The sequence below is a fragment of the Nostoc sp. UCD121 genome (genome assembly GCF_014222285.1).
GTDB lineage: Bacteria > Cyanobacteriota > Cyanobacteriia > Cyanobacteriales > Nostocaceae > Nostoc.
Window position 1 is genome coordinate 1 of sequence record NZ_JACKZS010000010.1, and the last position, 25,599, is coordinate 25,599.

Consider the following 25,599-nt stretch of genomic DNA (forward strand, 5'->3'; position numbering starts at 1 on the left):
GAGGCAATATAATTATTTTTTAGTATATATATATTTAGATCAAAAACAGATTCTTCTTTATAGTAATGTGAGCGTTTAAAAACCTTTATATCATATCCGTTAGTAATTACAAAAAATAACGCATTAAAATTATCGTTATAAGATTTATTTTGTTGGACAACTTCATTTAATTTAGTTTCATTTGGTGCTATTGCTTTAATAGCCATAAGTGAGTTATTTGTATTTTGTTGCTGAATATCATTTGTTTTATAATAAACCTGAACAAATTCGGTATTTCTGTGATAATTTCCTGATTTAGACGTTAAAGGGTATTCACGACGACATCTCTCTGGATAACAGAGATAATGAAGCATTGGTAAAATAAACTTTTCTTTGACATCATCTTCATTTTGTAAAATCCGATGGTCAAAACCTTGTATCCATGTAATAAATTTTTGAATTGACTCTGGAATAGTCATCAGATAATCTACCTGCTAGTATAAATTTGCTATACCTTATTTTATTTATATAATTAGTAATTTATCAATTCAGGTGAGATAGTATCGTGATTTTGAATACTATAATGAACCCTTCATCTTGATGTAAAGGATTGAGCAAATAGAATAAGACTGTTGGCGAATTAATTTATTTAATTTCAGTGCGTTTCAACACACTTTAGCTAATAGCCCACAATGTATTGCAACTGGGAAAGCAACACTCTCACCAATGTTTAAAGGCTGGTGATTTTAACCCATCGTTAATTGACCAACAGCCTTATAGAATAGAGCCTCCGGTACGCTGATGCAAACGCTACTACACAAACGAAATCCGCATACGAGAGGGCTAGGACTAATGAAAAACCACTAATTAAGCAAAGGCAAAAATTGGCGAATTAACCCAATTGTGACTGCCGGCAATTCCAACTGTGGTGTTAACCCCACATCTTCTAACTCTTGAAAAAATCGGATTGCTTGGGGATTAATTTCAGCAAGGCGGCGACCAATCGAAGGCCCTGTAAATTCTGACTTTTGTCCCCAAATAATGGCGGTGGGAGTTATTAATTCTTGAATGTAAAGGGATAAATCAAAGCATAAATCGCCACGGACAAAGGACAGTGCTGCATATTCAGCATTAGGCTGCTGGGCTGATTGCAAATAAGCATCTACAATTTCTTGGTACACTCGATTAGACTTAGCAAATTGCCGTTGCTCTAAGAAACTGCGAATACCCCCACTGGTGGCTACCCCCGTGCTGTAAATTAAACGGTCAACAACAGGAACACTTATTAACTGGGCAAAAAAACTACGTGAGTAGTCTTCGCCAAAGTCGGAAAGTCCGGCGGGGGTGGTGAGAATTAAAGCCTTGAATAAATCAGGATTAGCTGCTGCTACTCGAATTGTAAATGCTGCGGTCAAAGAAGAAGCGATCGCAGTTACAGGACCAGTACAAGTCTGCTGTAAAAACTCCCGAATCGTGGTCAAATAATCCTCAATATTATAATTCCGTGCCGGATGCTCAGAGCGACCCCAACCGATCAAATCGGGTGCAATGACCCGATATTCGGCGGCAAAAGCCGGATAAACCTTCGACCACTCATAGGCAGAAGACCCACCACCAAAGCCATGCAAGAACACCAAAGTTTCCCGAGCGTCTTTAGCAGTTACATTATTCTGCCAAGGCGCTCCATCAGCAGAATAATACACCATTCTACCTAGTGAGGTATTTATAGAGTGTTGGTCAAATCCTTGTGGTTGAAACATAAGTATTTTTTGTTGATTGTAGTCATTCGTTGGTACAAGTGAAAGTAGTGATGCGGGTAAACGCTGAGAGAATTTTGATCCTGTCTTTGCGTCCCCAGGTCTTTTTTAGTTACACTGAATGCTTACGTGTTTAGTTCAAACTTCCACTCATTGTTATTATCAGCGAATCAATTGCTCTAAGACTTCTCACCACCGTCAGATTAAGCAGATGTAAAATTACTGGATTACTTGTAAAGATTTGGTGATTTTTTTTCACAATAAAAAGGAAATTAACCTTGAAATTACTGTTTTACAAGGCTTTTTATGGTAGCGAGTATCACTAAAGCCTAAATCCAGCATAAGTTTTTATGGTAATCTATCAAAAAACTCATAAATAATTTTGAGCGTTAAAAACAGTTGAAACGCTCATTTTAATAGGCTATTTATTCTACTTCTATATGTAAGATAAATTGCTTTTGATGTATAAGCAATCTAATTATTATCTAAGTAATGGTAAGGCGGGATGTCATGGTAAAGCAGGCTACTCTTCAATCAAATAAACTACCAACGATTGAAGACGCTGAATTTGCGTTTGACAAGTTTAATATACAAAATGAAATTAAAGCTTCAGCTTGTAGGGATCAGGTCGAGTCAGCCATTGATGCTGCCAGAATTACTGTACCTACTTGTATTTTTTTAGACCTAGAAGAGTTGAAGTGTTTTGAACCAGTAGAGCGCCAGTATGAACGCTGGGGAGTAATTTTTCACAATTCTCTAGCAATACAACCATCAAATCCAGCATTTCCAGCCTATTCAGGGCTAACAGTTTTAATGGGAGCGCCCAAAAGCGGATTTGTAGAAGCTACTTTCTTGCGTCCGGTTAACTCAGTTAGTGCCTTTGTCACTAGTTCTCAACGGCTAGTACTTTCTGCTTACGATCGCGATCGCCAACTGCTCGGTCAAACTGCACTACCAGGCTCTAATCTTGCCAATTCAGACTCAGCAATTTCCCCCAATACCTTATTATCTATAAATGTGAATAACATCTATAGCGTTACCTTCTGTGCTTTTGATGGTCAATTCACCATTGACAACTTTCATTTTTGCCTTTAAAAAGCCTTTATGCCCTTGCTCTGAGCCATCTAAAATGCTATCTTTATTTCCGCCGTGCTGTACTAGTCTACTATCTGTCGATGCAAAGCAGGCATCTTGTGGTTTGGGTCTTCACCTTTTCTTCATTCCCTAGTAAAACTTATACAATAGGTAATTTCGTAATCAAGTAGGTAAACACTGTGGCACAGGCTTCGTCTTCTTGGCAGCAATTGATCAACCAGATCCCCAACTGGAACTGGTCGCATCCATTGTTCAAGACAAAAGGAGCTACAAAGCAGCAAACATTTCAGCGTTTCTCTGGGCCTGGAGGCTTTCTTGGGTTCCTGACAATCGTCGTTGCTATGTTGTTGTGGAACTGGATGCTGCTATTGGCTCTCTTAATGGGCATTGGGGTAATGGTATTGGTTTACTCAATGCAGAAGTGGGACTGGCAATTGCACTGGTCTAAGATACGTAAGTTCTTAAACAGTTCAAATCGTCGATTAGTCTTAGCAGTCATTAGTGGTGGTCTTGCTACTGTCAGCACTTATATGGCTGCTGCAATTTGGGTTGACTCTCACAGTTCTTGGATTGCAGCTGGTGCTATTATCCAAGGCGTGGGAACCCTGTTAACTTTGATTTTATTAGTCTGGCAAATTGTCAACTTCTATGAAAATCGAGAAGAAGACTACCTTGATCAGTTGTTGGTCAATTTAACAGACAAAGATCCATTGAAACGGTTGATTGCCTTACGTCAACTAACTAAATTCATCAGCCGTCAGCGAGTTGATTCTTCAGTGCAGCAAGATGTTGCCGAATGCTTGCAACTTTTACTCAGTCGAGAGGAAGAAGTTGCGATCCGAGAGGCAGCTTTTAAGAGTTTACAAGCTTGCGATCGCCTCCGGTCGGTCGGAGACCATCGTTTACAAGTGCTACCCCCCAAGACAGCAGCACCTTTTGTACCCGTATCAGCAAAAGTCAAACATCACGTTTATTAGTCATTTGTCATTTGTCATTTGTCATTTGTCATTTGTCTAATAACTAATTCCCATTCCCCATTCCCCATTCTCCATTCCCAGTTCCCAATTTTTATTTTCGAGACAACTGTCCATTAGTAACTTGCACTACCGGATGATTGCACCGCCGTACCAATTGTTCATCATGAGTGGTAACAATTACCGTAGCTCCAAAAGAATTTAACTTCTGGAGAATTTGGATTACTTGCCAGGAATTATCAGGATCGAGATTTCCAGTAGGCTCGTCTGCTAACAGTAATGGTGGTGTACCAACGATCGCACGAGCAATACTCACCCGTTGTTGCTCTCCTCCAGATAGTTGATCTGGGAAGCAATCAGCTTTACTCAGTAAACCCACCAGCTTTAAAGTTGGTTCTAAACGTCGTTGAATTTCTTTACGGGTATACCCTTGAGCTTGCAGCACAAAAGTCACATTTTCTGCTACTGTTCGTTGGCTAATCAGTTTGTAGTCTTGAAACACAATGCCAATCCGTCGCCGAAATAATGACAAGCGATCGCCCCGTAAACCCGCTATATTACACTCATCAACAATTACTTCTCCCTGTGTAGGCAACTCCTGGCCATACAACAGTTTCAAGAGCGTTGATTTACCAGAACCACTTGGCCCGGTAATAAACAGAAATTCTCCCTTTTTTACCTCAAGGTTCGCATTCAATAAGGCGTGAGTGCCGTTAGCATAAGTCTTGCTCACAGATTGCAATGTCACCTTTGCAGTAGTATTACTACCATGCTGTTGAGTTGCAGAGTCCTCTCTCTGAACGGATTTATCTGTTTTAACTTGAGTTGTTAATACTGGCATTGTTAAATTTTCCTCATAACCACAACTAAACAATTTGCCGACTTAGATGTGACATTGCCTATCAAAATAAGGATTCCCAGGTTTTGCCTGGGAATTTAAAATTCAACAAAGAAAATTTAAAATTTTTTGAAGACTTCAGTATTAATTAAGTAATAATACAGACTAAACGCCCCGCTACTGCTAGCAAAACTCTTAACCAAGTAAAGTCCTTACTAATGACCAATACTTCTCTGCGAGAGGCTGCGCCAACGACTACGCTCAGTACAAGTGACGAAGCACAAATGACAGCCCTTACCAGTTAGCTTTAATTGCGCCAACTTACTTAACTAATTGCATCTTTTGCTGTCAAACGATAAATAAAAGCTTTGACAGCAAAAGCAGGCAAAGCCAACATTCGCCGCCAACGCCAAGGTTCTTGATACAGCCGATACAACCATTCCAAATTATTATTTGCTAACCAGGCGGGAGCGCGGGTTTTAGTTCCCGACCAAATATCAAAACTACCACCAACGCCAATCCAAATTGCTTGAGGACACAAATGGCGGTTTTCGGCAATCCATAACTCTTGACGTGGCACTCCCAAACCGACAAAAATCACTTGTGGCTGCAATTGAGCAAGAGTTTGTTGCAATTGCGCTTCTTCTTCTGGGGAATGGTAGCCTGAGTGAGTGCCTACTATATTCAAATCTGGAATTTGCTGCTGCCAAAAATCTGCCGCAGTTGAGGCCACCCCAGGTGCTGCTCCATAAAAAAACACCTTTGCCCCTGTCTTCTGTTGTCCAAGTTCTTGCAAAAGTTTTTCTGCTAATTCAATTCCCGGAAAACGCTGAACTTTTTGCCATAATAATAACCGTAAATACAGAACAACCCCGGCTCCATCTGGAATAACTAGTTCAGCATTTTTAATTATCTGAGCGAGTGATTCATCCTGCTCTGCCTGCATAGTCATTTCTGCATTGAGCGTTACTACATGAATTCCTCTGCCTTGTTCTAGGCTTTCTAACAACCAGCCTGGATAGTTAGCCATCACATGAACTGGTATTCCCAATACTGAAAATGCTTGATTGCCTTTAGACATAGCCTATTCTTGAGTAACCCTCACGCCAGATTTACTTGAATGTTAAGTTTATCAAATTTTTTATATTAGAACTTAGGCAGGAAAGATCCCCAGTGCCTTGGAACAATAGAAAGCTTGACATACTGCCTATTTTAAACATTGGCTCTACAAGGGTGCGGTTTTGAAACAGGGGATTTTTCAGGGCGCTTGTACTTGGGCTGAATCAGTGCAAACTTTATTATGAAAGTGTAATATTAACCCAGTATAAAAAAGCTCAACTTGCAACTCTGGTTCCGGGAACAGAAGCTCCTACTATACTGCTTACAGTTAGTGTGGGAGTATGTCACGAAACTCGACTTTATGGTTAAGGTAGTGTAACGGGCTGAAGTTGGCTATGAGTAAAATTCGTATTGCTTTAATTGAAGATCATGACCTCACTCGCGTGGGTATTCGGACAGCGCTCATCCAAAAGGATGAAATTGAAGTTGTAGGTGAAGCTGCCAATGCTGCCGAGGGGCTAAAGATGTTAAAAATGGTACAACCTGATATTGCGATCGTAGATATTGGTTTACCAGATAAAGATGGTATTGAACTAACACGGGAGGTAAAATCTACTGCAAATGGGCAGCAGCTAGCCACAAAAGTGTTAATTTTGACGCTGCGGGATAACAAAGAAGCTGTGTTGGCAGCTTTTGCTGCTGGTGCAGACTCTTACTGTATGAAAGATATCAAATTTGATAATTTGCTGGAAGCAGTGAGAGTAACTTACAATGGCAACGCCTGGATCGATCCAGCGATCGCTCGAATTGTATTACAACAAGCACAACAAAATCCTCAAAAGTTGGAATCAGCTTTTGTAGATACCAAGACTATTGCCTCTAACCCTGATTATGTCGAGAATCTGGAAGGAATTCAACCTTACACCCTGACAGAACGGGAATTAGAAGTGCTACAGTTGATTGTCGAAGGTTGTAGTAATGCACTAATTGCGGAAAGACTTTACATCACTGTTGGGACTGTTAAAACTCACGTTCGCAATATTTTGAATAAGCTATGTGCCGATGACCGTACCCAAGCAGCAGTACGCGCCCTGCGTTCTGGTTTAGTTGGGTAAAGGTAATTTTTATGTGGAGCAATTGAGAAAGATTAAGGGAAACTCATAACTTTGAGAAAGTGATATTTTCAAAGTGAATAGCTTCTCTGATTTTCTGTGATTTATTATGTGGGATAAACATCACACTATATCGCCATTCAAACATCTCAAAAGTAAAGTCAAATATGGCTGAGACAGGGGTCGAAAAACTTAAGCTCATGGTGGTAGATGATGAGCCAGACAACCTAGATTTACTCTACCGTACTTTTAGACGAGATTTTCAAGTATATAAAGCCAATCATGCCTTTGGCGCTTTGGAAATCTTGGATCAATTTGGCGAAATGGCGGTGATTATTTCTGACCAAAGAATGCCAGAAATGAATGGAACGGAATTTTTTAGTCGGACAGTAGAGCGCTTTCCAGACACGATCCGAATTTTGTTAACTGGTTTTACTGATGTTGAAGATTTAGTGGATGCCATTAACTCTGGTCAGGTATTCAAGTATATTACCAAACCCTGGAATCCAGATAAACTTAGGGCATTAGTTGAGCAAGCGACTGATACATATCGTGTAGTCAAGAAGCGCACGCAAGAGTTGCGTCGGGCCCTACGGCGAGAATCTTTGTTTAATGCCGTAACAACCGCAATTCGGGAGTCTTTAGACTACGATAGTATGCTGCAAAAAATTGTCGCAACCATTGGACAAACATTTGACGCTAGCAGTTGCTTGCTCAGACCAGTAGAGGGCGATCGCCTGATACAAGATGAGTTTTCATACTACGATCCTAAATCCAATGTATTAGATTGCTTCTTCGACCCCAGTATTTTAATTGAAAAAGTGCTGGAAACCGGTCATTATCAACTTACTCAAGAAATATATGAGGGCAACCCCTGTCACCATTTGGTTGTGCCACTTAGCTACCAGCAGCATTTGTTGGCTGTGCTGGCCCTCCACCAATGGGGACGCGATCGCCCCTGGCAAGACGAAGACATCCAACTAATTGCAGGTGTTGCCGAACAAGCAGCCTTAGCTCTCTCTCAAGCAAAACTCTACCAGCGTCTCCAAGAAAAGCAACAGCAGATTCATAATGAGTTGGAGGTGGCTCGGCAAATTCAATACAACTTACTACGTCAAAGTTTACCTGATATCAAAGGTGTAAAAGTGCAAGCCTGTTGCTACCCAGCGCGGGAAGTAGGAGGCGATTTCTTTGAAGTGTTTGTTCATCCCAAAGGGGACTTGTGGTTAGCAGTGGGTGATGTCTCTGGTAAGGGTGTCCCAGCTGCTTTATTTATGGCTAGTATTATTTCAGTTTTGCGCCGAGAATTATCTCAAGAAACACCAGCCGAGCCGAATGTGGTTATGCAAAACCTCAATTATGCTCTGAGTGAAGATTTAATTAGCAACAATTATTTCATTACTCTTGTGTTAGCGTGTTATACCCCTAGTACGAAGGAACTAGTCTACACGAATGCCGGTCATATTTATCCACTGTTATGGTCACGCCAAGACGCTTTAGGCGACAATCCTAATTACCTAAAAGTCCGCAGCGTTCCCTTGGGAATCTTACCCAAGTGGCAGGCACAGTCTGGTCGTTTGGTTCTCGCTACTGGAGACACATTGTTACTCGCTAGTGATGGTATTACAGAAGCAACGATCTCAAATGATTCTGATTTAACAGTAAAAAATGGCTCTAGTCCTGAGGCAGTTAATCGTTCTATGCTGAACCAAGATGGTCTTTGGCAACTGTTACAACAAGAAGAACAACCACTTTCTCTCAACCATTTACTAGCTCGCATCCAGGCAGATAACCACATTCAAGAAGACGATCAAACTATACTTTCACTGGAGATTTTATAAGTGATGAAAAGTGAGCTGCATGTACCAAGTGACTTGAATTTTCTGAATATTGTCGAAAACTGGTTACTGGGATGTTTGAAAATTCAGTTAGGAGAATCTGTGGATTGGTCACGGCAATCAAGTCGTTTGAGACTGGCTTTGGTGGAAGCTTACTCAAATGCAGTCCGTCATGCCCACAAGGACAAACCAAATTTACCAATTTTACTGCGTTTAGAAGTGAAAGACCGGGATTTGGCCTTAGAAGTTTGGGACTACGGCGAAGGCTTTGATATGTCTAACTACTACGCACCCAACCCTCTGGAAAAACAAGAAGGTGGTTATGGTTGGCTGATTATGAATCGTCTGATGGATAAAGTAGACTATGAGTTGCAGATTGATGGTGCAAACTGTCTCAAATTACAAGCTACTTTACCCGAATTAGTCAAATAGACAAAAGTTATTTATAGGAATTTTTGATGCCTAGATTTTGTTTTGGGTAATATCAAACATTTCCTCAACAATTATACTTATTTACTACTTTTCACGGCGTAAAGAAAGTAACTCTTGGGGAGAAGCTAAAAGTTTGATTCTAGTATAGAAAATTTGCCGTTTTTGGTTGAGGATAAATAGCCACAAGACATTCACACTACACCAGGAAGTTTGGGCTTTGCCTGCTACCTGAATTTGTATCTCACCGGTTTCTAAAGTCTCGGCGATTGCCGTGTTGGGGTAAGCTTTAACGTTTTGGCCTTCTTGTTTTAAGTAGGCTGCGATCGCATCTGTCCCCACAATATCAGATTCAAAGGGTGGACGCATCACACCATCTACCGCAAATAAGGCAGCAGTTGCCTCAAATTCTCCGGCATTTAAGGTTTGAAAATAACGCAGTACGCTTGTTTCTGTAATTCCCTCAATCTGGAATTCTTCTTTCAACTGTGCTGGGGATATAAATTCAGCAGAAGTCATAAAATTCTCTGTATTATGCTAACTGAATATTCATTTCAATACAAAAATCGCTCAAAAGAAAGCTGCTTTTGAGATAGATTGCTACATATTGCTAAATCTTCCTCACGATGGAAGTTAAGATGTTGCAATGGAATGTCTCTACATTGGTGTTGCAAAAATTGAAGAAGGCAGGAGGCAGAGGGCAGGAGGTAGGAGGAATACTACCCTCTTGCCTTCTGCCTTTCTCGATAAAATTGATACATAGGGAAGGTAACAAATATTCATTAAAGGTATTGACTAGGTAATGTATAATTTATTTGCCTTTATTTAGGCAAAATCCAAATAAAAAAATGAGTCAGTATTCTGTAACAAGCAGTAGTGTGGTGAAAGAAAAAGCCAGCGAGTTGGGCTTTCACAAAGTTGGAATTGCTGCTGTAGATAGCATAGATGCCACAGAAGCGCAGAGGTTACAAGCATGGATTGAACTGGGTTATCACGCCGATATGGAATGGATGGCTAACCCAAAACGTCAAGATATCCGCTTAGTGATGCCAGAAGCGCGATCGCTAGTGTGTGTGGCGCTAAATTACTACACCCCACATCAACGTCCAGAAGGCGAGGAATATGCCAAAATTTCCCGTTATGGTTGGGGAAGAGATTATCATAAGGTGATGCATAAAAAACTCAAGCAGCTATCTACATGGCTAGAATCACTAGATGAAAGTGTAAGAGTTCGTTATTATGCAGACACGGGCCCAGTACAAGATAAAGTATTGGCTCAACTTGCCGGAATTGGTTGGATTGCCAAGAATGGTAATGTGATTACACGAGAATATGGCTCTTGGGTATTTTTGGGAGAAGTGTTGACCAATTTGGAGCTAGAGAGCGATCGCCCGCATACAGAACACTGCGGTAGCTGTACTCGTTGTCTTCAGGCTTGTCCTACAGGTGCAATTACTCAGCCTTTTGTTGTGGATGCTAATCGCTGCATCGCTTATCATACAATTGAAAATCGGGACGAAAAACTGCCACAGACACTCACACCCCATTTGCAAGGCTGGGTTGCTGGTTGTGATATTTGCCAAGATGTTTGTCCTTGGAATCAACGTTTTGCCAGCACAACTGATATTCCAGAGTTTCAGCCTTATCCTGGGAATATTGCTCCCAAACTGCTAGAATTAGCCCAAATCTCAAACCAGGAGTGGGATAAACGATTTCCAGCATCTGCCTTGCGGCGGATTAAGCCAGAAATGTTACGACGCAACGCCCTAGCTAATCTTGACGCATCCAGGCAAATAATGACCCCGAAAGTAATTATTTTTGATTTTGATGGCACAATTGCTGATACAGTAGATGCCCTTGTAAGTATTGCTAATCGTCTAGCTGTAGACTTTGGTTATAGACACATCAGCCCAGAGCAATTAGGTTTCCTTAAAAACTTAACATCTAGGGAAATTATTAAGTATTCAGGAGTTTCTCTATTTAAAATACCTTTTTTAGTTAAAAAAGTTAAAGGAGAATTAAAAGACAAAATTCCTGAATTAAAACCAATTCCTGGAATTAAAGAAGCATTAATAGAACTGCAAAATCAAGGATATAAACTGGGTATTATCACTTCTAATTCTAAAGATAACGTTACCCAATTTCTCACAATTAATAATTTAAATCACCTGTTTGATTTCATCTACTCAGGAATTACAATTTTTGGCAAAACAACCATAATCAATAATGTATTGAGGCAAAAGCAACTCAAACCTCAAGAAGTTATTTATGTTGGAGATGAAACCAGAGATATAGAAGCATCAAAGAAAGCAAATATCCAAGTAATTGCAGTAGCTTGGGGCTTTAACTCATCGGAAGTACTAGCTAAACAAAATCCAGATTATTTGATTCAGCATCCTAGCGAACTGCTAGAAGTGATGAATGGTTATTAATTATATATCTCCCTAAGTTAAATATGCGTTATCAATAACCATTGTAGAGACATAGCGATGCTACGTCTCTACGTTCTTTTTCACCAGATATCTAAATATTGGATTAGGGAAAATTACTTTTTCGGTTGACCTTTTTCCAAAGCTTTTTGTAATAGTTCATCACTGACATTAGTTACACCTTCAGTTCTAGAATTCCCAACTTCCTTGGCTAACTCTGCATAATCGTCAGGATTGCCTGTTGACTGCGCTTCAATTTTTGTTTCTTCTGGCTTAGATATTTGATATTGAGGTGCTGTGGCTGCTTCGGCTGCTGCTGCACCTTCACCAGTGCGGTCAACTTCACTCACACTAAATTGTTGTGCCGCTGCATAATCAGCATCAAAATCAACTTTTGGCGCTTTTTCTTCACCACTAGCGATATTTTCGGCAGCTAATTGAGCATCATGGGTGGGAGCTTCATTAACATTGGGCTTTACTTCATCAGACATAATTAAAATCCTTAAGTTAAATTTTTTATTGCTTACTTGAAAAAGCATAGCAAGGTAATTAGTTATTTTCATGCTCCCTGGGGAGAGACTTTACGTCTATTAAAAGATAGATTAAAGCTGCAATTTACAATTAACATAACTCTTTCTCTCGATAGTAGAAACTGATGCTCAAACTTTGGTAAGCCTTAGTTTGTGCTGTAAAATTTCTTTGGAAATAAAATTATGACTGCAAGTTACGATAAAACTATTTCTCAAGCCCAGAGCAATGAAACTCAAAAATTGGTAGATACGTTTAACAATTTAGATACCGATGCAAAACTAGCTTGGTTCTATTTGGTTTATAAAAAAATGGGTGATTCTATCACACCAGCTGTTCCTGCTGCTGCTGAACCAGAATTATCACCACTTCTGCTAGGAGACTTTTTTGAATTATCAGATGAGCAACAACTAGATATTATGCGGGATATTGTTAACCGCAAAGATACAGAATATTCCCGTGCTTATGGAGCGATAAAAGAAAACAACCAGCTGTTAGTTTGGTATGCTTGGGCGGTAGCTATGGGGAATCAAGTAGTTGACTTACCAGGTAGCTACGAGCCAAGTAAGGCAATTAACGATCTGGTTTCCCAGATTGAAAAACTAGATTTTGACGAGCAAATTTCGGTGTTTCGGACAATAGCTGGTGAAGTGGGTTACACCGATGTTAAGCCGATCGCAACGCAAGCAGAAACTGGAAAAACGTCGAGTTTGTAATCGGGCCTGGCGGCTAGAAGTCTCGGCTATACTAACAAAGTCCGCTTCCTCCTACGCTGTGCCAAGCTTTTCATTGGACAGCCTCTCTTAGAGAAGGAAAGCGGACTTTAATAACTTATAAGACAGCCAACTGGCTCAAGTCAGATGGAGTTAGATTAGAGTGTACCACTTGACCATCGCGGAACCAAACGATGCGCTGGGTTTGACGGGCAACTTCTGGCTCATGTGTTACCATGACAACGGTGATTCCACTAGCATTGAGTTCGCTAAAGATATCTAAGACTTCTTGGGTTGTGCGCGAATCAAGTGCGCCTGTGGGTTCATCGGCTAGGAGTACTACAGGACGATTGACAATGGCTCGTGCGATCGCTACTCTTTGTTGTTGTCCACCAGATAATTGAGTTGGTTTGTTGTTGAGACGATTTGCTAAACCAACTCGTGTCAATGCAACTATTGCGCGATCGCTCCTTTCTTTTGGATTCACACCAGCATAAAGCATTGGCAGCATCACATTTTCTAATGCTGTTAGTTGGGGCAATAGGTGGAATTGTTGAAACACAAACCCCAGTTTTTTATTACGGATGTGCGCCAATGAGCGATCGTCCATTTGGGCTACATCAAGATTATCTAAGTAATAATGTCCGGTTGTCGGACGGTCTAAACACCCGATAATATTCATGGCTGTGGATTTACCAGAACCGGAAGGGCCCATGATTGCACAATATTCGCCCTGTTCCACAATTAAGTTGACATCATTCAGCGCTTGTACCTCTGTTTCGCCACTACCATAAATCTTGAAAATGTTTTCTAGTCGAATGATTGCTGGTTTCGGTAGAGGATTAGGAACCAGGGAATCGTTAATTGAAATAGTGTTTGTCATAAAGATTATAGGTAATCTTGGGCTGGTAAGTTACTTTTTTGCCAGTTGTAACTATAGTAACCATCCTCACAAGGTAAATTGTCGGGAAAGAATTAGCGATCGCTAATTCCTGTTGATAAGTAAGTTGGCACAATAAAATCAAACTATGTAAACAAAAAGGAAATAGGCTAAAACCCTTTGACTAATAACTTTTGCCAAATCCTTTAGAAACTGAGCGCTTTTTGAAACTCTCAGAATTTTTACCAGCAAACATCCATTGCAAATGCTGTGGTAACAGTTTGGCTAAATCATAACGCTTTAAAATTGTCTCTCTCGCATTGACACGAATTTTTTTCATCTCTTGAGGATGATTCAGCGCCTCTTCAACCCGATTAGCAATATCCTGGGGAGAAAAGAAATCTACCAACAATCCATTTACCCCATCCTGGATGACCTCCAATACTGGCGGAGTCTTAGAAGCTATTAGTAAACATCCTGCTGCCATTACTTCTAACATTGACCAGGATAAAACAAAAGGACGGGTTAAATAAATATGAGCAGAAGAAGCTTGTAAAACTTGAAGATACTCATTGTAAGGTAGCCTATCTGTAAAGTGCAGCCTTGATAAATCTAAAGATGATTTTAATTTTTCTAGCATTAATTGTTTATAAGTCTGACCATCGGGAAGATTCTTTCCATAAGCCACCCTATCCTCTCCCACAACTACTACATGACAGTTAGGTCTTCGCTGTTGAATTAGTGCCACCGTTTCTATAAACTGTGGAAATCCTCTATAAGGTTCCATTCCCCGTCCCACATAAGTTACCAACTCTTCGACATAGGAAAGGTCAAGATTTATTCTTGGTAAAACTAACTTTGCGTCTGGCTTAGGGACAAAATAATTGGTATCAATACCATCATGAAGTACAGTGATTTTGCTATGATATTCTTTGGGAAACTGGTGACGCTGCCAATTAGTGGGAGAAAGGCCGCGATCGCAGCTATATAAATCAGTCAAAATTGGCGCATTTTTTACGCGGATACGGCATTCGTCATCAGCATTTAGTAGTTCATTAGGATCAAAATCTGCATCCGAACCGTGAGCGTGATAAAACCACTCGAAATAACACAATAATTCTGCTTTGGGAAAAACATCTTTCATAAATAAAGTCGGGCCCCAACCAGAATGACCATAGACTATATCTGGAACGAAACCCTCGGCTTTTAATTTTTCGGACACGCGATAGACAGCCTGCGCGGTGAGAACAGCATTTTCTAGGTTGCGAACATAATGGTGGGTTTGGGGAGCAGCTTCCCGAGAAGGAGTGTAAATAGCTTTAAAAACGCCAGGTATTTCACCTTCACGACGATTTGTTCCAAAGACGACTTGGCAATTAGGATCTTTACCTAAAACTGTCGCTAGGTTGCGAAATTGTGAGGGAAAATTGGGATGTAAAAATAAAACTTTCATTGGAATAATCTTGATTAAATTATTGCCAGATAAAATAAATTAAGACAAACTATTTCAGATTATAAGATTATTTCTCACAATTTTTAGCAAGTAAATTTAGGTAAATGGTAGCCTGAAAATGCGAAAATAATCGCAAATTCATGTTATGACAATGAAATTTATTGGCATTGATTTAGGCTGGCGATCGCAACCAAGTGGACTATGCTGTTTAGAATGGATAGATGGACAACTGCAACTACTCGATCTAGACCGTAAAGAAGCCATTGCAGACATCCTCACCTGGATTGATCGTAGCGTCCAACCAGACGAACCAGCGATCATCGCCGTAGATGCACCTACCCTCATACCCAACGCTACCGGAAGCCGCCTCCCTGACAAACTCAGCCACAAATACTTTGGTAAATATCATGCAGGCTGCTACCCAGCTAATCAAAACCTACCCTTCAGCGATCGCACCATCAACTTTGGCTTAGAATTAGAATCACGTGGTTTTGCCCACGCACCCACCATAGAACCGCAAAAACTGAGCAGATATCAAATAGAAGTCTTTCCCCACCCAGCAATCGTTAACTTATTCAACTTAGAACGCATCCTCAAATACAAAAAAGGACGACTCATTGAGCGTCGCCTAGAACTAATCAAACTCCAAAATTATCTTCTCGACATCCTCCCCTCTCTTTCTCCTCCTCTGCGTTCTCTGCGCCTCTGCGGTTTATTTCCTCTTGAAATCCCCACCACAGGCGCAGCCCTCAAAGCAACCGAAGATAAACTAGATAGCTTAATTTGCGCTTATGTTGCTGCATACTGGTGGTATTGGGGAGAACAACGTAATTTGGTATTAGGCGATCGCACCACTGGCTACATTATCATTCCCCAGAGAATATTATCCTAAAATTGTAATATCCTAAGATTTAAGTCGAGGAAGTTTTATGCAAGGAGTTAGTTCTAATTTGAGTTTGAAACAACTTTATGAAATTGACGAGCATCTCTGGCTAGAGGAAACAATCAAACTCTTGAAAGCTAACCATTTAGAAGAATTAGACTTAGAAAATTTAATTGAGGAGCTAGAAAATTTGGGTCGTAGAGACAAAGCCAAGGTTGCTAGTTTATTAGAACAAATTATTAGACATCTTTTACTACTGCAATATTGGACAGAAGAATATCAATATAATTCTGGACATTGGAAAGCAGAAATTAGAGGTTTCAGGAATCAATTAAAACGTCAGTTAACAACGAATTTATATCAATTTTTAGAAAAAGAATTAGCATCAATTTATAATGATGCTTTAGGATATGTAACTGATAAAACTGAAGGCAAACTCGATAACTTACCTCAATATTCTACCTATACCTTAGAACAGCTACTAGATATTAATTACTTACCTGAAAACTTGTAATATAAAAGACGTTGCTAAATTAAGTTAGCAACGCCTATTCTTGAGTATTTAATAACTACTGAGAACTCTTACTCTGCCCAAGCAATCAACCTTGGTTCGTAAGGATTAGCCAGATTTGGATTTTTCGGCAATACACGCAAAGACAAGCCCTGTAAACCAGAAGCGGTATAAGTAATATTACCCGTGTAAATGCTCAATTGCTGTGAATCTTCACCTTGGTAATCCATCACCACTGTTACAGCGTTGACAATCTCACCATTGGCATCGATCGCACCTTGATATAACTCCACCTGCACATCATTATTCGTCAAGGTTGCCAAATCAACTTTGGCTTTGACAGCAACAGTTTGGTTAACTTCAATGTCTGAAGCTGCCGATACATCAACATCTTTGATTCTGATGTTGAACCAGTGTTCGCCCAGTTTTTCTTTCCAAGCAGCTAGTTCTTTTGCTGGAGCATAGTTATTCACAGTCAGGGTATGATAGCGATCGCTAGCCGGGAAATAAGCCCTTTGTGCATATTCTCCTACCATCCGCGCTGTATTAAAGAACGGACAATTCAACCGAATTGCATCCTTCATTTTGGCAACCCACGGACGAGGCAAGCCATCACTATCGCGGTGTTCATAAAATAGCGGTACAACTTCTTTCTCTAACAATTCGTAGAGAGCGTTTGCTTCTACTTCATCTTGGTAGTTAGGATCGTCGTAATTTTCGCCGTGCCCAATCGCCCAGCCTGTGCGGACGTAATCAGCTTCATCCCACCAGCCATCTAGTACACTTAAATTCGGCAAGCCATTCATTGCAGCTTTCATGCCACTAGTACCAGAGGCTTCTCGTGGACGACGCGGTGTGTTTAACCAAATATCGCAACCCGCAACCATCAACCGGGAGATGTGAATGTCGTAATTGGGGACAAAAACGACCTGCTTTTCTAAGTTTTGTTCGCGGATAAAGTGATTAATCTCGCGGATCAGTTCTTTACCGGGAATATCTTTAGGATGTGCCTTACCAGCAATCACAAATTGCACTTTCCGGTCTTTGTTAGCCAGCAGAAGCCGCTTAATGCGATCCAAATCACGCATCCAGAGGGTGGCGCGTTTGTAGGTGGCAAAGCGACGGGCAAAGCCAATGGTGAAAGCGTAAGGATCTAAAACTTCTTGTGCCTGGATAATTTCGGAAGCCGAAGCGCCGCGATCGGTCAAATGCTTGACCAAATGCTCTCGCACATACAAAACCATATCTAAGCGGCAGCGTTCGTGATTGCGCCACAACTCCTCATCAGGAATGGCATCCATCCGATCCCACAATTGGCTATCTGGTGGTGCTGATGACCAATTTGGCCCAAGGTAGCGATCGTATAACTCTTGAGTCGATTTCGCCACACAACTGCGAGCATGGACACCATTAGTAATTGCTGCGATCGGCACTTCTTCCACTGGCACATTCTGCCACAAGCCCTGGAACATTTGCCGCGATACCACACCATGCAGTTGGGCGACACCGTTAGAAAATGTTGCCATCTTCAGCGCCAGCACCGCCATACTGAAAGGCCCAGATAAATCGCCTGTATTCTCGCGCCCCAGCCCTAAAAATTGCTCTTTGGGCAACCCAAATATCTCTGCATAGTACCCCAAGTAGTGCAGCATTTTGTCGGGAGCGAACAAGTCAATTCCCGCCGGGACTGGCGTGTGGGTAGTAAAGATATTACTGGAAGCCACCACCTGTTTAGCTTGGGCATAACTCAGCCCTTCTTCCTGAATCAGCAAGCGGATGCGTTCTAGGGCAGAGAAGGCGGCGTGGCCTTCATTCATGTGGTAAGCGGTGACTTTCAGCCCCAAAGCTTTGAGCATTTGCACACCACCGATCCCCAGCATGATTTCCTGGTGGATACGCATATCGATGTCGCCACCGTACAGCTGATCTGTAATGTCGTGGTCGTAAGTGTTGTTGGGTTCAATATTAGTGTCAAGCAAATACAGAGGTACTGTTCCCACCTGTACGCGCCAAACTCTGGCATACACCTTGCGTCCAGGATAATCTACGGCAATCCTTAGTTCTGAACCATCGGCATTGCGCTCTAGATGCAAGGGCATATTGTAGAAATCATTGAGCAAGTAGCGTTCTTGCTGCCAGCCATCAGCATTGAGATACTGGGCAAAGTAGCCTTGCTGATACAACAAACCTACACCGACAAGCGGTAGTCCCAAGTCACTAGCAGATTTGAGGTGATCCCCCGCCAGAACGCCTAAGCCGCCAGAATAGACGGGTAAACAATCAACAAGTCCAAATTCAGCCGAGAAATAGGCGTAGCATTCTTTTGGTTTGTCTTCCCGTTGTTTTTGATACCAAGTGCGTTCTTGCAAATAATCGTCTAACTGACGGTCAGCTCGATCCATTTGCGCTAGAAAGCCTTCATCTTCGACAACTTCCAAAAGCCGCGATTGAGAGATAGTACCGAGCATCAACACTGGGTTGTGATGGCTAGACTCCCATAAGTCAGAGTCTAAACGACGAAATAAATCTTTGCTATCAACGTTCCAATCCCAGTGCAAGTTATATGCTAACCGCCGCAGTGGTTCGAGTCGCGGTGGTAGCGAAGGGGATACGTTAAATGTGCGAATTGGCTGCATAGGTTGGCAAAACTCCAAGTTTAGTTATGGTTATTGTTTACTGTCTTTACCAATGTTGCCAATTCTTTATACTGTAGTTTGTGAAGAAGCGATGACTTTGTTAAGCATTGAGAATTCTTTTTAACATTGTTGCTAAAGTTTACACCAAGGTGTTTCTAATTCTGTGCGTTACTCTCAGCCATATACTTGGTATATTAAGATTTAATCATTGAGTGGTATGTATCACTTAAAAAAATCTAGTTTTGAATAAATAATTTATATTTATTTTAGTATTGCTTCCGGGGATCAGTTCTACTGTCTTGGCTGAGGGTGAAATTTCCTCGTAGCTGTTTCCACAAAGGTTAAATTTTTAATTATTTTTTAATAAAATTGCGCTGGGAAATAAGCAGCCATGATTATTCGGTTAAGGATGAGTTTGAGAAGATGTGATACAAAATAACCCATGTAGACATCACTTAAAAGAGGAATGCGTAAAAATAATACCAAGCAGTTAACTAGAAAAAGCGTTACAAACTACTTGGTATAAATTTTTGATACTAAATCAGAAAAATAACTTGTTAGGGTGTTATCTTATGAACCTAGTGAAGGCTGGTCTTTGGTATTTTTTGTCATTGACAAAGCTACAGCAGCTGCATAAGCAATCTCCGCTGCCATTTGATAAGCAAGTTTGATACTTGATGAAGCGTCCTTGGCTTTAGGAGAAAGAGAAGCTTTTTTTCGGCGCGACTCTTGTTTGACATCACCCGCTACAATAGCACGCTGTAAAATGATCCAGGCATCTAGGTCTTCTGAGTCATAATTACTTTGAAGTTGCGATCGCAGTTGTTCTTCGGCTACAACACTTAGATAGCCGCTATTTAGAGCTTCTTGGACAATTTCTTTAATTAAAGCCATAATTTGAACCAAGTGTGTGAGTTAAAACCGATACCTCAATGTGGTCAAGTTAATGTTGTTTTGTGGACTTCTCCTGGAAACTAAGCTAAGTTTTAGCTTTCTTTACAATAAAATTTATAATGAGTCATACCAAGCACGCATCACCCGCTTGGCTCACCCGAATGGGTGATTTACAAATTTTTAGATATAAGTAATAAAGAAGAAGAAAATTTTCAGCTTTTGAACGAAGAGGGTGTCACCAGTATAGTAGATATCATTCTGAGTTTAACGCCCAATTATTAAATTACTTGGACAAGCAAAGGTAGAAATATAGACAAAAAGACAATTAACATCTGTGATCATTTTTAAAATTACCGTCCTCCAGGAATTTTATCTAAGTGTATAAAATTATTTAAGAGTAGCGATAGCTCCATAAAAAAAGTTAGCTAATTTACAATATTCTCATCACCAATCAACTTATTTATTAAGAGTGTTCCACTAAAAATAAAATGTGTTATTGTTAAAAGCAACTGTTATTAAAAACGATTCATGTAATTACAAGCATGAATTTGCTAGTCTGTAAATCATCTGTGTGCAACATGATTGGAGCAGCATACTCTAGAAATTCGTTGCAAGAAAGCCGTCATAGCAGTCGGGGAAGCGCTTACTTGTTTGCACCGATGGTCAACTTCAATGTGATGGCTGATGTAGGGGATAATCCACCCTAATTGGGTTTTCTGGGGCAATAATACCCAATTAGACCCAACAATAATTACATTGTTATGCTAGGCAGAAATTTTATCTAAATTTTTGAATATAGTCTAGTTAAATGTATTTTTTGTTGCAACATAGCTTGTGAAACTGAGTTGTTTTAAAAGACTAAAACCGCCTGATAGGAAGTAGCCTCAAGGCAAACAACTCAATCCCTAGTTGCGTAACAAGCTTTGCAAATTTTCCAGATAACCAAAACAGTATCCTATCTAAACCAACCAATTTACCCATCAGATAATTTCATAGTCTGGGGCTTGACTCTGCAATGCACTAAGATTTTTTGTTAATTGCTCTGGTGAAAAAGAAGCAAAGTTTTTACATGCCTTGACTGGTACAAAAGCTTCTATAGATCCAAGGTAGTTGTGCATATCAAGTGAGTAATTATAACACACTTAATTTCAAGAGTTGCTCACATAGTTAAAGCCAGGCTGGAGGTTTTCCAAAATTCGGAAAACCATCTAAAAATATGGGTAAATTCAGGTAATACTGCCAACTAAGTTTAATGTATTAAGAAATACGATATCTCTTAGATTGTCAGAAGATTAGGATACAGGTAAAAAACTTTCAATACTGTCAACAACAATTAATTGAAGAGATATGTAGCCATGCCTAACGAGCAATATTTTTCCAAATTGCAGCGTGTGCAAGAACTTGTAGTAACTACTGTGTTAGGGGATCTTCCTACACTTATTCTGGGGCCAAAGTTGCGTAGTTTAGGATATCGGAGTATTTTTGCCCAAATAGGCAGCCCAGTTTATATTCAAAATGGTGTTGAATTTAACGGTGCTTCTTGTATTGAGATAGGCAGTGGAGTCTATATTTTCAAGGGTGTACGCATGGATGCTAGAGGACACAAAAATAATAAAATTCATCTAGGCAATAGAGTAGCTATTGAGCGTAACGTTGATATAGGGTGTTTGGAAGATACGTGTATACATATTGATGAAGACACCTTTATTGCTCCCAACGTGTGTATTGAGGGGCCAGGAGACATTAAAATTGGCAAACACTGCATGATTGCTGCCCACTCCGGGATATATGCCAATAATCATAATTTTGCCGATCCGATGGAGCTAATTAAATACCAAGGTGTTACTCGCAAGGGAATTGTGATTGAAGATGACTGTTGGCTAGGTCATGGAGTAACGGTATTAGATGGCGTTACCATTGGCAAAGGTAGTGTTATTGGTGCGGGAGCAGTTGTCAATAAAGATATTCCTCCTTTCTCCGTTGCTGTAGGTATACCTGCACGAGTAGTCAAAAACCGAATTGGTAAAGACCTAGTAAAAGTTCAAACTGAGAAATAGGGCATGGGTATGGGGCATGGGGCATTGGGCATGGTAACTATTTCCCATAACCTTTAATATGTTGCCTTTGGGAAGAAACTTTTACTGTCAGTTAACGTCACGAACTGGAGTAAGCAGTTTCTGAGTTATTTTTAAGGGCATCTAAAAGTCAGACAACTGACATTTTGCACCATTCTCAATAACTGTAGAGTAGGTACTTGCTAGTCCCTAGTCTCTAAGTGCCAAGTCCCATGTCCCCACAGTCCTCTAAAAAAGGGACGAGATTTGGGTAATATAAAGTAGCTATCTTTTCTGCATGGCAGATCCTCAAAGAAAAGCTTTCTTTGTTTTACCCGTTGGAGATATTTCTATGCTGACTTTAAAAATCGCTGTTTATATTGTTGTTGCCTTCTTCGTAACTATCTTCATCTTTGGATTTTTGTCGAACGATCCTGCTCGTAACCCCGGCCGTCGGGACTTAGAGTAAAAGGGCGATAAATCATCCGCGACTTTGGAAGGCGGAAAATACTAAACGCCACAGAAACTTACTAAGCGGAATTTAGTAAGTTTCTTCCTCCAGGTAGCTTGCTGTAGGTAGCAGAAGGCGACAGTCGGAAGGCAGAATGTATGTTTAATCCTTCCGTCCGTCATTTGGCTGTTTGTTAGCCCGATTTTGCTCACTTATGCTTCATCCAGTTCTGCCACCCAATCCGCCTCCTATCCTCGAATCTTTACAACCTGTAAATCCCACCTCATCTGCTAGTCATACAAAGTTTCTTTCAGTTGTAGAAACTGGAATGCAGGAAAAGACAGACAAATCCAAGCAGTTCAAGGATTTGCCTGAGTTGTCTATTGCGGGTGACACCAAGAGTAATTCGCCATTACCAACTCCCATCAACTCAACTCAGGATGACTCAGTAGTTGCCGAAACTTCCTCTGTACCTCATCCACCAGAAACTTTCCCACCAGAGATTTCCCCCATTACCGATTCTGGAAGTGCTGAATTTTTGGGGAAATCGCTGCTTGTTGGTTATCCAACGCAGGATATTAAAACCTCTAATGTCCAAAGCCCAAGCGTCGAACGCCGTCGCTCAGAACTTCTCCTAAGAGCGGCGTTACGCAAACGGGAGACGCAAACAGAAGCCACTACATTGCCAAAAAAAGTTGGAGTGGAGCCTTCCTTAAATGCAAAACCTGAATCTTCTCAAAAACTCGGTGAGCGAGGTCTAACGACAAGCCGCTTTGCGTCTACGCTAAATCCCAATTCTATTGGTAGAGAAAAACAAACCTTTTTGGACTCTCTACGATTTAACTATAGGGTTTTTCCAAGCCCCCTTGTCGCCCAATCTCCGCCTTCTATTCCAGTTGTCCCCAGGGTTACAACCAGCAATAAGTTAGTCGAATCCAAGGCGGAAATTTTAGCTAAGAAGTTAGCCCAGCAAAAACAGCTAAGTGACATTACTGCGCCACAGTCTTCACAAAAATACAATATCTCTCTATCTGCTGCCGATCTTGCACCAAGTTCTCAATCAGTACAAAATTTTATAAAATTCCAGTCTCGTAACCCGACAAAGCAACTCCCAACGCCCATCACTGTAGAATTCAGTTCCCAAGTCCAACAACAAACTCAAGCGCCAACATCTACACCATCAGTAAATACCACCAATCAGCCACAAGCACCAGCTAGCAAACCGCCAGCCAAACCGAGAATTGTAGAAGTCACTTCAGATCGGCAAGAGTATGACGAGCAACGGCGAATTATTACAGCTGTTGGAAATGTAGTTGTGCGATTTGATGGGGCGGTGGTGGATGCTGATCGTTTGCAAGTTAATTTAGACAACTTAATTGCTGCGGGGGAAGGCAACGTAACTTTAACCCGGGGCGATCAGATACTGCGTGGACAACGCTTTACCTATAACTTTGTTCAAGATAATGGAGAACTCTTAAATGGTAGAGGAGAAATTTATGTGCCCTCAGCACAAACAGATTTTGCTTTCTCACCCATAGATGCAGCTGCTGGTGGAGTCACAAAACGTCCGCCTAGCGATCGCATTAGAGCCAATCAGCCTCTTTCTGGTGTAAGCAGCCCTGGAGGAATTGATTTTACAGTCGGGGGTCAGGCTGATGCTAGCAACCTCTCACCCCCGAAAACAGGAGGTGTAGTCAATCGGCTCAGGTTTGAAGCTGAACACATTGACTTCTATCCGCAAGGCTGGCAAGCAAGAGATGTCCGCATCACCAACGATCCTTTTTCGCCTCCAGAACTAGAGTTACGCGCAGATACAGTAACTCTGACACGAGAAACACCCTTGGTAGACCGCATTAGAACACAGCGACAGCGTTTGGTATTGGATCAAAGAATCTCCTTACCAATTCCGGTGAATCAGCAGACAATTGACCGCCGGGAAAGGGACGTTACACCCGCAATCGTTTCTCCCGGCTATGATGGAGATAAGCGGGGTGGTTTGTATATTGAGCGTGGCTTTCCAGTGATCGATACAGAAAAGACAAGCTGGACAATCACACCTCAGTTACTATTACAGAGAGGTGTGCAAGAAGGTATAGGTAACTTAGGCTCACTGTTTGCTGTCAAGACAAAGGTAAATTCTGTTTTGAGTCCACGAGCAGTAATTGAAGGAACTGGGGAGTTAACCAGTTTTGACTTTGACAAGGTGGAAGATAATTTGCGGATAAATTTGGGATTGCGTCAGATAATAGGCACTTCCCTTCCCCATCTCTTGAATGTGCAATATAATTACCGCGATCGCCTCTACAACGGTACTCTCGGCTTTCAAACTGTCCAGAGCAGTTTTGGGGGCATTATTACCTCTCCTGTAATTCCTTTAGGAAAAAGTGGCATCAACCTCACCTATCAGGGAAGCGCTCAGTATATCGATGCCAATACCGATCGCCAAGACTTACTAGAACCCATACGGGAAAACGATCGCATTTCACTAGGTCGTTTCCAAGCCAGTGCTTCCCTGAGTAAAGGGCTGTTACTGTGGCAGGGAAAACCATTACCACCTACTGCCAGTGAGGGATTACGATACACAGCTAACCCTGTAGTTCCTTACTTGCAAGCGATCGCTGGACTTACGGGTACTACAAGTTATTACACCAATGGTGATAACCAAAGCACCCTAACTGGTACAATTGGTTTACAAGGACAAGTTGGTCATTTTTCTCGCCCTTTTTTCGACTATACCGCCTTTAATATTAGTTTCTCTCAAGGCTTAAATAACGGATTATCACCCTTTTTGTTTGATCGCTCCGTTGATAACAAAGTTTTGACTGCTGGGATATCACAGCAAATCTACGGACCTTTTCGCTTAGGCTTTCAAACATCTGTTAACTTGGATACTGGTAGAGAAACCAGTACTGACTACATTTTAGAATATAGCCGTCGCACCTATGGCATCACCTTGCGTTACAATCCAGTGTTGGAATTAGGCGGCTTTAGCATCCGAATTAGTGATTTTAACTGGGGTGGCGGCACCGATCCATTTTCTGAAGTTAAACCAGTAGTAAACGGTGTGCAACAGAGTTATTAATAAT

At 41.1% G+C, this 25,599-nt stretch carries 23 protein-coding genes and 1 pseudogene; 14 read left to right on the forward strand and 10 right to left on the reverse strand.

Annotation, left to right across the window (positions count from 1 at the left end):
- Both GNF10_RS03675 and GNF10_RS03680 read right to left on the reverse strand, forming a co-directional pair.
- On the reverse strand, positions 1-458 hold a 458-nt coding region (locus GNF10_RS03675), incomplete at its 3' end, for a type I restriction enzyme HsdR N-terminal domain-containing protein (RefSeq protein WP_185607114.1).
- 384 nt (positions 459-842) lie between these two features.
- Positions 843-1,739: an alpha/beta fold hydrolase gene (locus tag GNF10_RS03680; RefSeq protein ID WP_185585454.1), complete on the reverse strand. Its 897-nt coding sequence runs from the start codon at positions 1,737-1,739 to the stop codon at positions 843-845.
- Between the two features lie 507 nt (positions 1,740-2,246).
- Between GNF10_RS03680 and GNF10_RS03685 the strand changes: the two genes are divergently transcribed.
- Positions 2,247-2,831, forward strand: a complete 585-nt coding sequence (locus GNF10_RS03685; RefSeq protein ID WP_185585453.1) for a hypothetical protein — start codon at positions 2,247-2,249, stop codon at positions 2,829-2,831.
- Positions 2,832-3,010: 179 nt separating this feature from the next.
- A complete protein-coding gene (locus GNF10_RS03690) occupies positions 3,011-3,808 on the forward strand; it encodes an armadillo-type fold-containing protein (RefSeq protein WP_185585452.1) in 798 nt (265 codons plus the stop codon).
- Between the two features lie 91 nt (positions 3,809-3,899).
- Here GNF10_RS03690 and ftsE read toward each other — a convergent pair whose 3' ends face one another.
- The gene (gene ftsE / locus GNF10_RS03695) at positions 3,900-4,646 is read right to left on the reverse strand and encodes a cell division ATP-binding protein FtsE (RefSeq protein ID WP_163927653.1); all 747 of its coding nucleotides are present in this window, start codon (positions 4,644-4,646) and stop codon (positions 3,900-3,902) included.
- Positions 4,647-4,968: 322 nt separating this feature from the next.
- Positions 4,969-5,724 carry a WecB/TagA/CpsF family glycosyltransferase gene (locus tag GNF10_RS03700; RefSeq protein WP_185585451.1) on the reverse strand — a complete coding sequence of 252 codons (756 nt, stop codon included), beginning with the start codon at positions 5,722-5,724 and terminating at the stop codon, positions 4,969-4,971.
- A gap of 373 nt (positions 5,725-6,097) precedes the next feature.
- Between GNF10_RS03700 and GNF10_RS03705 the strand changes: the two genes are divergently transcribed.
- From GNF10_RS03705 to GNF10_RS03715, 3 genes are all read left to right on the forward strand, one after another.
- Positions 6,098-6,817, forward strand: a complete 720-nt coding sequence (locus tag GNF10_RS03705; RefSeq protein ID WP_094329680.1) for a response regulator transcription factor — start codon at positions 6,098-6,100, stop codon at positions 6,815-6,817.
- 164 nt (positions 6,818-6,981) lie between these two features.
- On the forward strand, positions 6,982-8,655 hold the full coding sequence (locus tag GNF10_RS03710; RefSeq protein WP_185585450.1) for a SpoIIE family protein phosphatase: 1,674 nt from the start codon (positions 6,982-6,984) through the stop codon (positions 8,653-8,655).
- 3 nt (positions 8,656-8,658) lie between these two features.
- Positions 8,659-9,084, forward strand: coding sequence for an anti-sigma regulatory factor (locus GNF10_RS03715; RefSeq protein WP_012411419.1), 426 nt, complete (start codon positions 8,659-8,661; stop codon positions 9,082-9,084).
- A gap of 84 nt (positions 9,085-9,168) precedes the next feature.
- On the opposite strand, the gene GNF10_RS03720 is transcribed toward GNF10_RS03715, so the two are convergent.
- Positions 9,169-9,600: a ketosteroid isomerase family protein gene (locus GNF10_RS03720; protein WP_185585449.1), complete on the reverse strand. Its 432-nt coding sequence runs from the start codon at positions 9,598-9,600 to the stop codon at positions 9,169-9,171.
- A gap of 329 nt (positions 9,601-9,929) precedes the next feature.
- On the opposite strand from GNF10_RS03720, the pseudogene queG reads away from it, so the two are divergent.
- Both queG and GNF10_RS38330 read left to right on the forward strand, forming a co-directional pair.
- Positions 9,930-10,903, forward strand: a pseudogene (queG, locus tag GNF10_RS38325) (tRNA epoxyqueuosine(34) reductase QueG).
- Positions 10,878-11,513, forward strand: coding sequence for an HAD-IA family hydrolase (locus tag GNF10_RS38330; protein ID WP_260446274.1), 636 nt, complete (start codon positions 10,878-10,880; stop codon positions 11,511-11,513). The pseudogene queG and the gene GNF10_RS38330 overlap by 26 nt, the downstream one beginning before the upstream one ends.
- A gap of 113 nt (positions 11,514-11,626) precedes the next feature.
- Here the strand turns inward: GNF10_RS38330 and GNF10_RS03730 are convergent, their stop codons facing one another.
- Entirely contained in the window at positions 11,627-12,001 is a 375-nt protein-coding gene (locus GNF10_RS03730; RefSeq protein WP_185581062.1) for a hypothetical protein, read from the reverse strand.
- 222 nt (positions 12,002-12,223) lie between these two features.
- Here GNF10_RS03730 and GNF10_RS03735 point away from each other — a divergent pair, with 222 nt between their 5' ends.
- The gene (locus tag GNF10_RS03735) at positions 12,224-12,754 is read left to right on the forward strand and encodes an orange carotenoid protein N-terminal domain-containing protein (protein WP_185581061.1); all 531 of its coding nucleotides are present in this window, start codon (positions 12,224-12,226) and stop codon (positions 12,752-12,754) included.
- A 115-nt stretch (positions 12,755-12,869) separates the two neighbouring features.
- Here GNF10_RS03735 and GNF10_RS03740 read toward each other — a convergent pair whose 3' ends face one another.
- Entirely contained in the window at positions 12,870-13,634 is a 765-nt protein-coding gene (locus GNF10_RS03740) for an ABC transporter ATP-binding protein (RefSeq protein ID WP_221643517.1), read from the reverse strand.
- Positions 13,635-13,815: 181 nt separating this feature from the next.
- A complete protein-coding gene (locus GNF10_RS03745) occupies positions 13,816-15,084 on the reverse strand; it encodes a glycosyltransferase family 4 protein (RefSeq protein WP_185581060.1) in 1,269 nt (422 codons plus the stop codon).
- A 151-nt stretch (positions 15,085-15,235) separates the two neighbouring features.
- On the opposite strand from GNF10_RS03745, the gene GNF10_RS03750 reads away from it, so the two are divergent.
- Together GNF10_RS03750 and GNF10_RS03755 are read left to right on the forward strand one after the other, a co-directional pair.
- On the forward strand, positions 15,236-15,976 hold the full coding sequence (locus GNF10_RS03750; RefSeq protein ID WP_185581064.1) for a DUF429 domain-containing protein: 741 nt from the start codon (positions 15,236-15,238) through the stop codon (positions 15,974-15,976).
- 37 nt (positions 15,977-16,013) lie between these two features.
- The gene (locus GNF10_RS03755) at positions 16,014-16,481 is read left to right on the forward strand and encodes a DUF29 domain-containing protein (RefSeq protein WP_185592293.1); all 468 of its coding nucleotides are present in this window, start codon (positions 16,014-16,016) and stop codon (positions 16,479-16,481) included.
- Positions 16,482-16,549: 68 nt separating this feature from the next.
- On the opposite strand, the gene glgP is transcribed toward GNF10_RS03755, so the two are convergent.
- Together glgP and GNF10_RS03765 are read right to left on the reverse strand one after the other, a co-directional pair.
- Positions 16,550-19,114, reverse strand: a complete 2,565-nt coding sequence (gene glgP, locus GNF10_RS03760; RefSeq protein WP_185581329.1) for an alpha-glucan family phosphorylase — start codon at positions 19,112-19,114, stop codon at positions 16,550-16,552.
- Between the two features lie 570 nt (positions 19,115-19,684).
- Positions 19,685-20,008 (reverse strand): hypothetical protein, encoded by a 324-nt coding sequence (locus GNF10_RS03765; protein WP_114083509.1) that lies wholly within the window; start codon positions 20,006-20,008, stop codon positions 19,685-19,687.
- A 542-nt stretch (positions 20,009-20,550) separates the two neighbouring features.
- On the opposite strand from GNF10_RS03765, the gene GNF10_RS03770 reads away from it, so the two are divergent.
- The 4 genes from GNF10_RS03770 (at position 20,551) to GNF10_RS03785 (ending at position 25,595) form a co-directional block, all read left to right on the forward strand.
- Positions 20,551-20,715 carry a hypothetical protein gene (locus tag GNF10_RS03770; protein ID WP_159402498.1) on the forward strand — a complete coding sequence of 55 codons (165 nt, stop codon included), beginning with the start codon at positions 20,551-20,553 and terminating at the stop codon, positions 20,713-20,715.
- A gap of 648 nt (positions 20,716-21,363) precedes the next feature.
- Complete coding sequence (locus GNF10_RS03775; protein WP_185581332.1) at positions 21,364-22,065, forward strand: DapH/DapD/GlmU-related protein; 702 nt, start codon at positions 21,364-21,366, stop codon at positions 22,063-22,065.
- Positions 22,066-22,414: 349 nt separating this feature from the next.
- Entirely contained in the window at positions 22,415-22,531 is a 117-nt protein-coding gene (locus GNF10_RS03780; protein WP_041566417.1) for a photosystem II reaction center protein I, read from the forward strand.
- A gap of 196 nt (positions 22,532-22,727) precedes the next feature.
- Complete coding sequence (locus GNF10_RS03785) at positions 22,728-25,595, forward strand: DUF3769 domain-containing protein (RefSeq protein ID WP_185581333.1); 2,868 nt, start codon at positions 22,728-22,730, stop codon at positions 25,593-25,595.
- The last annotated feature ends 4 nt before the right edge of the window (positions 25,596-25,599 follow it).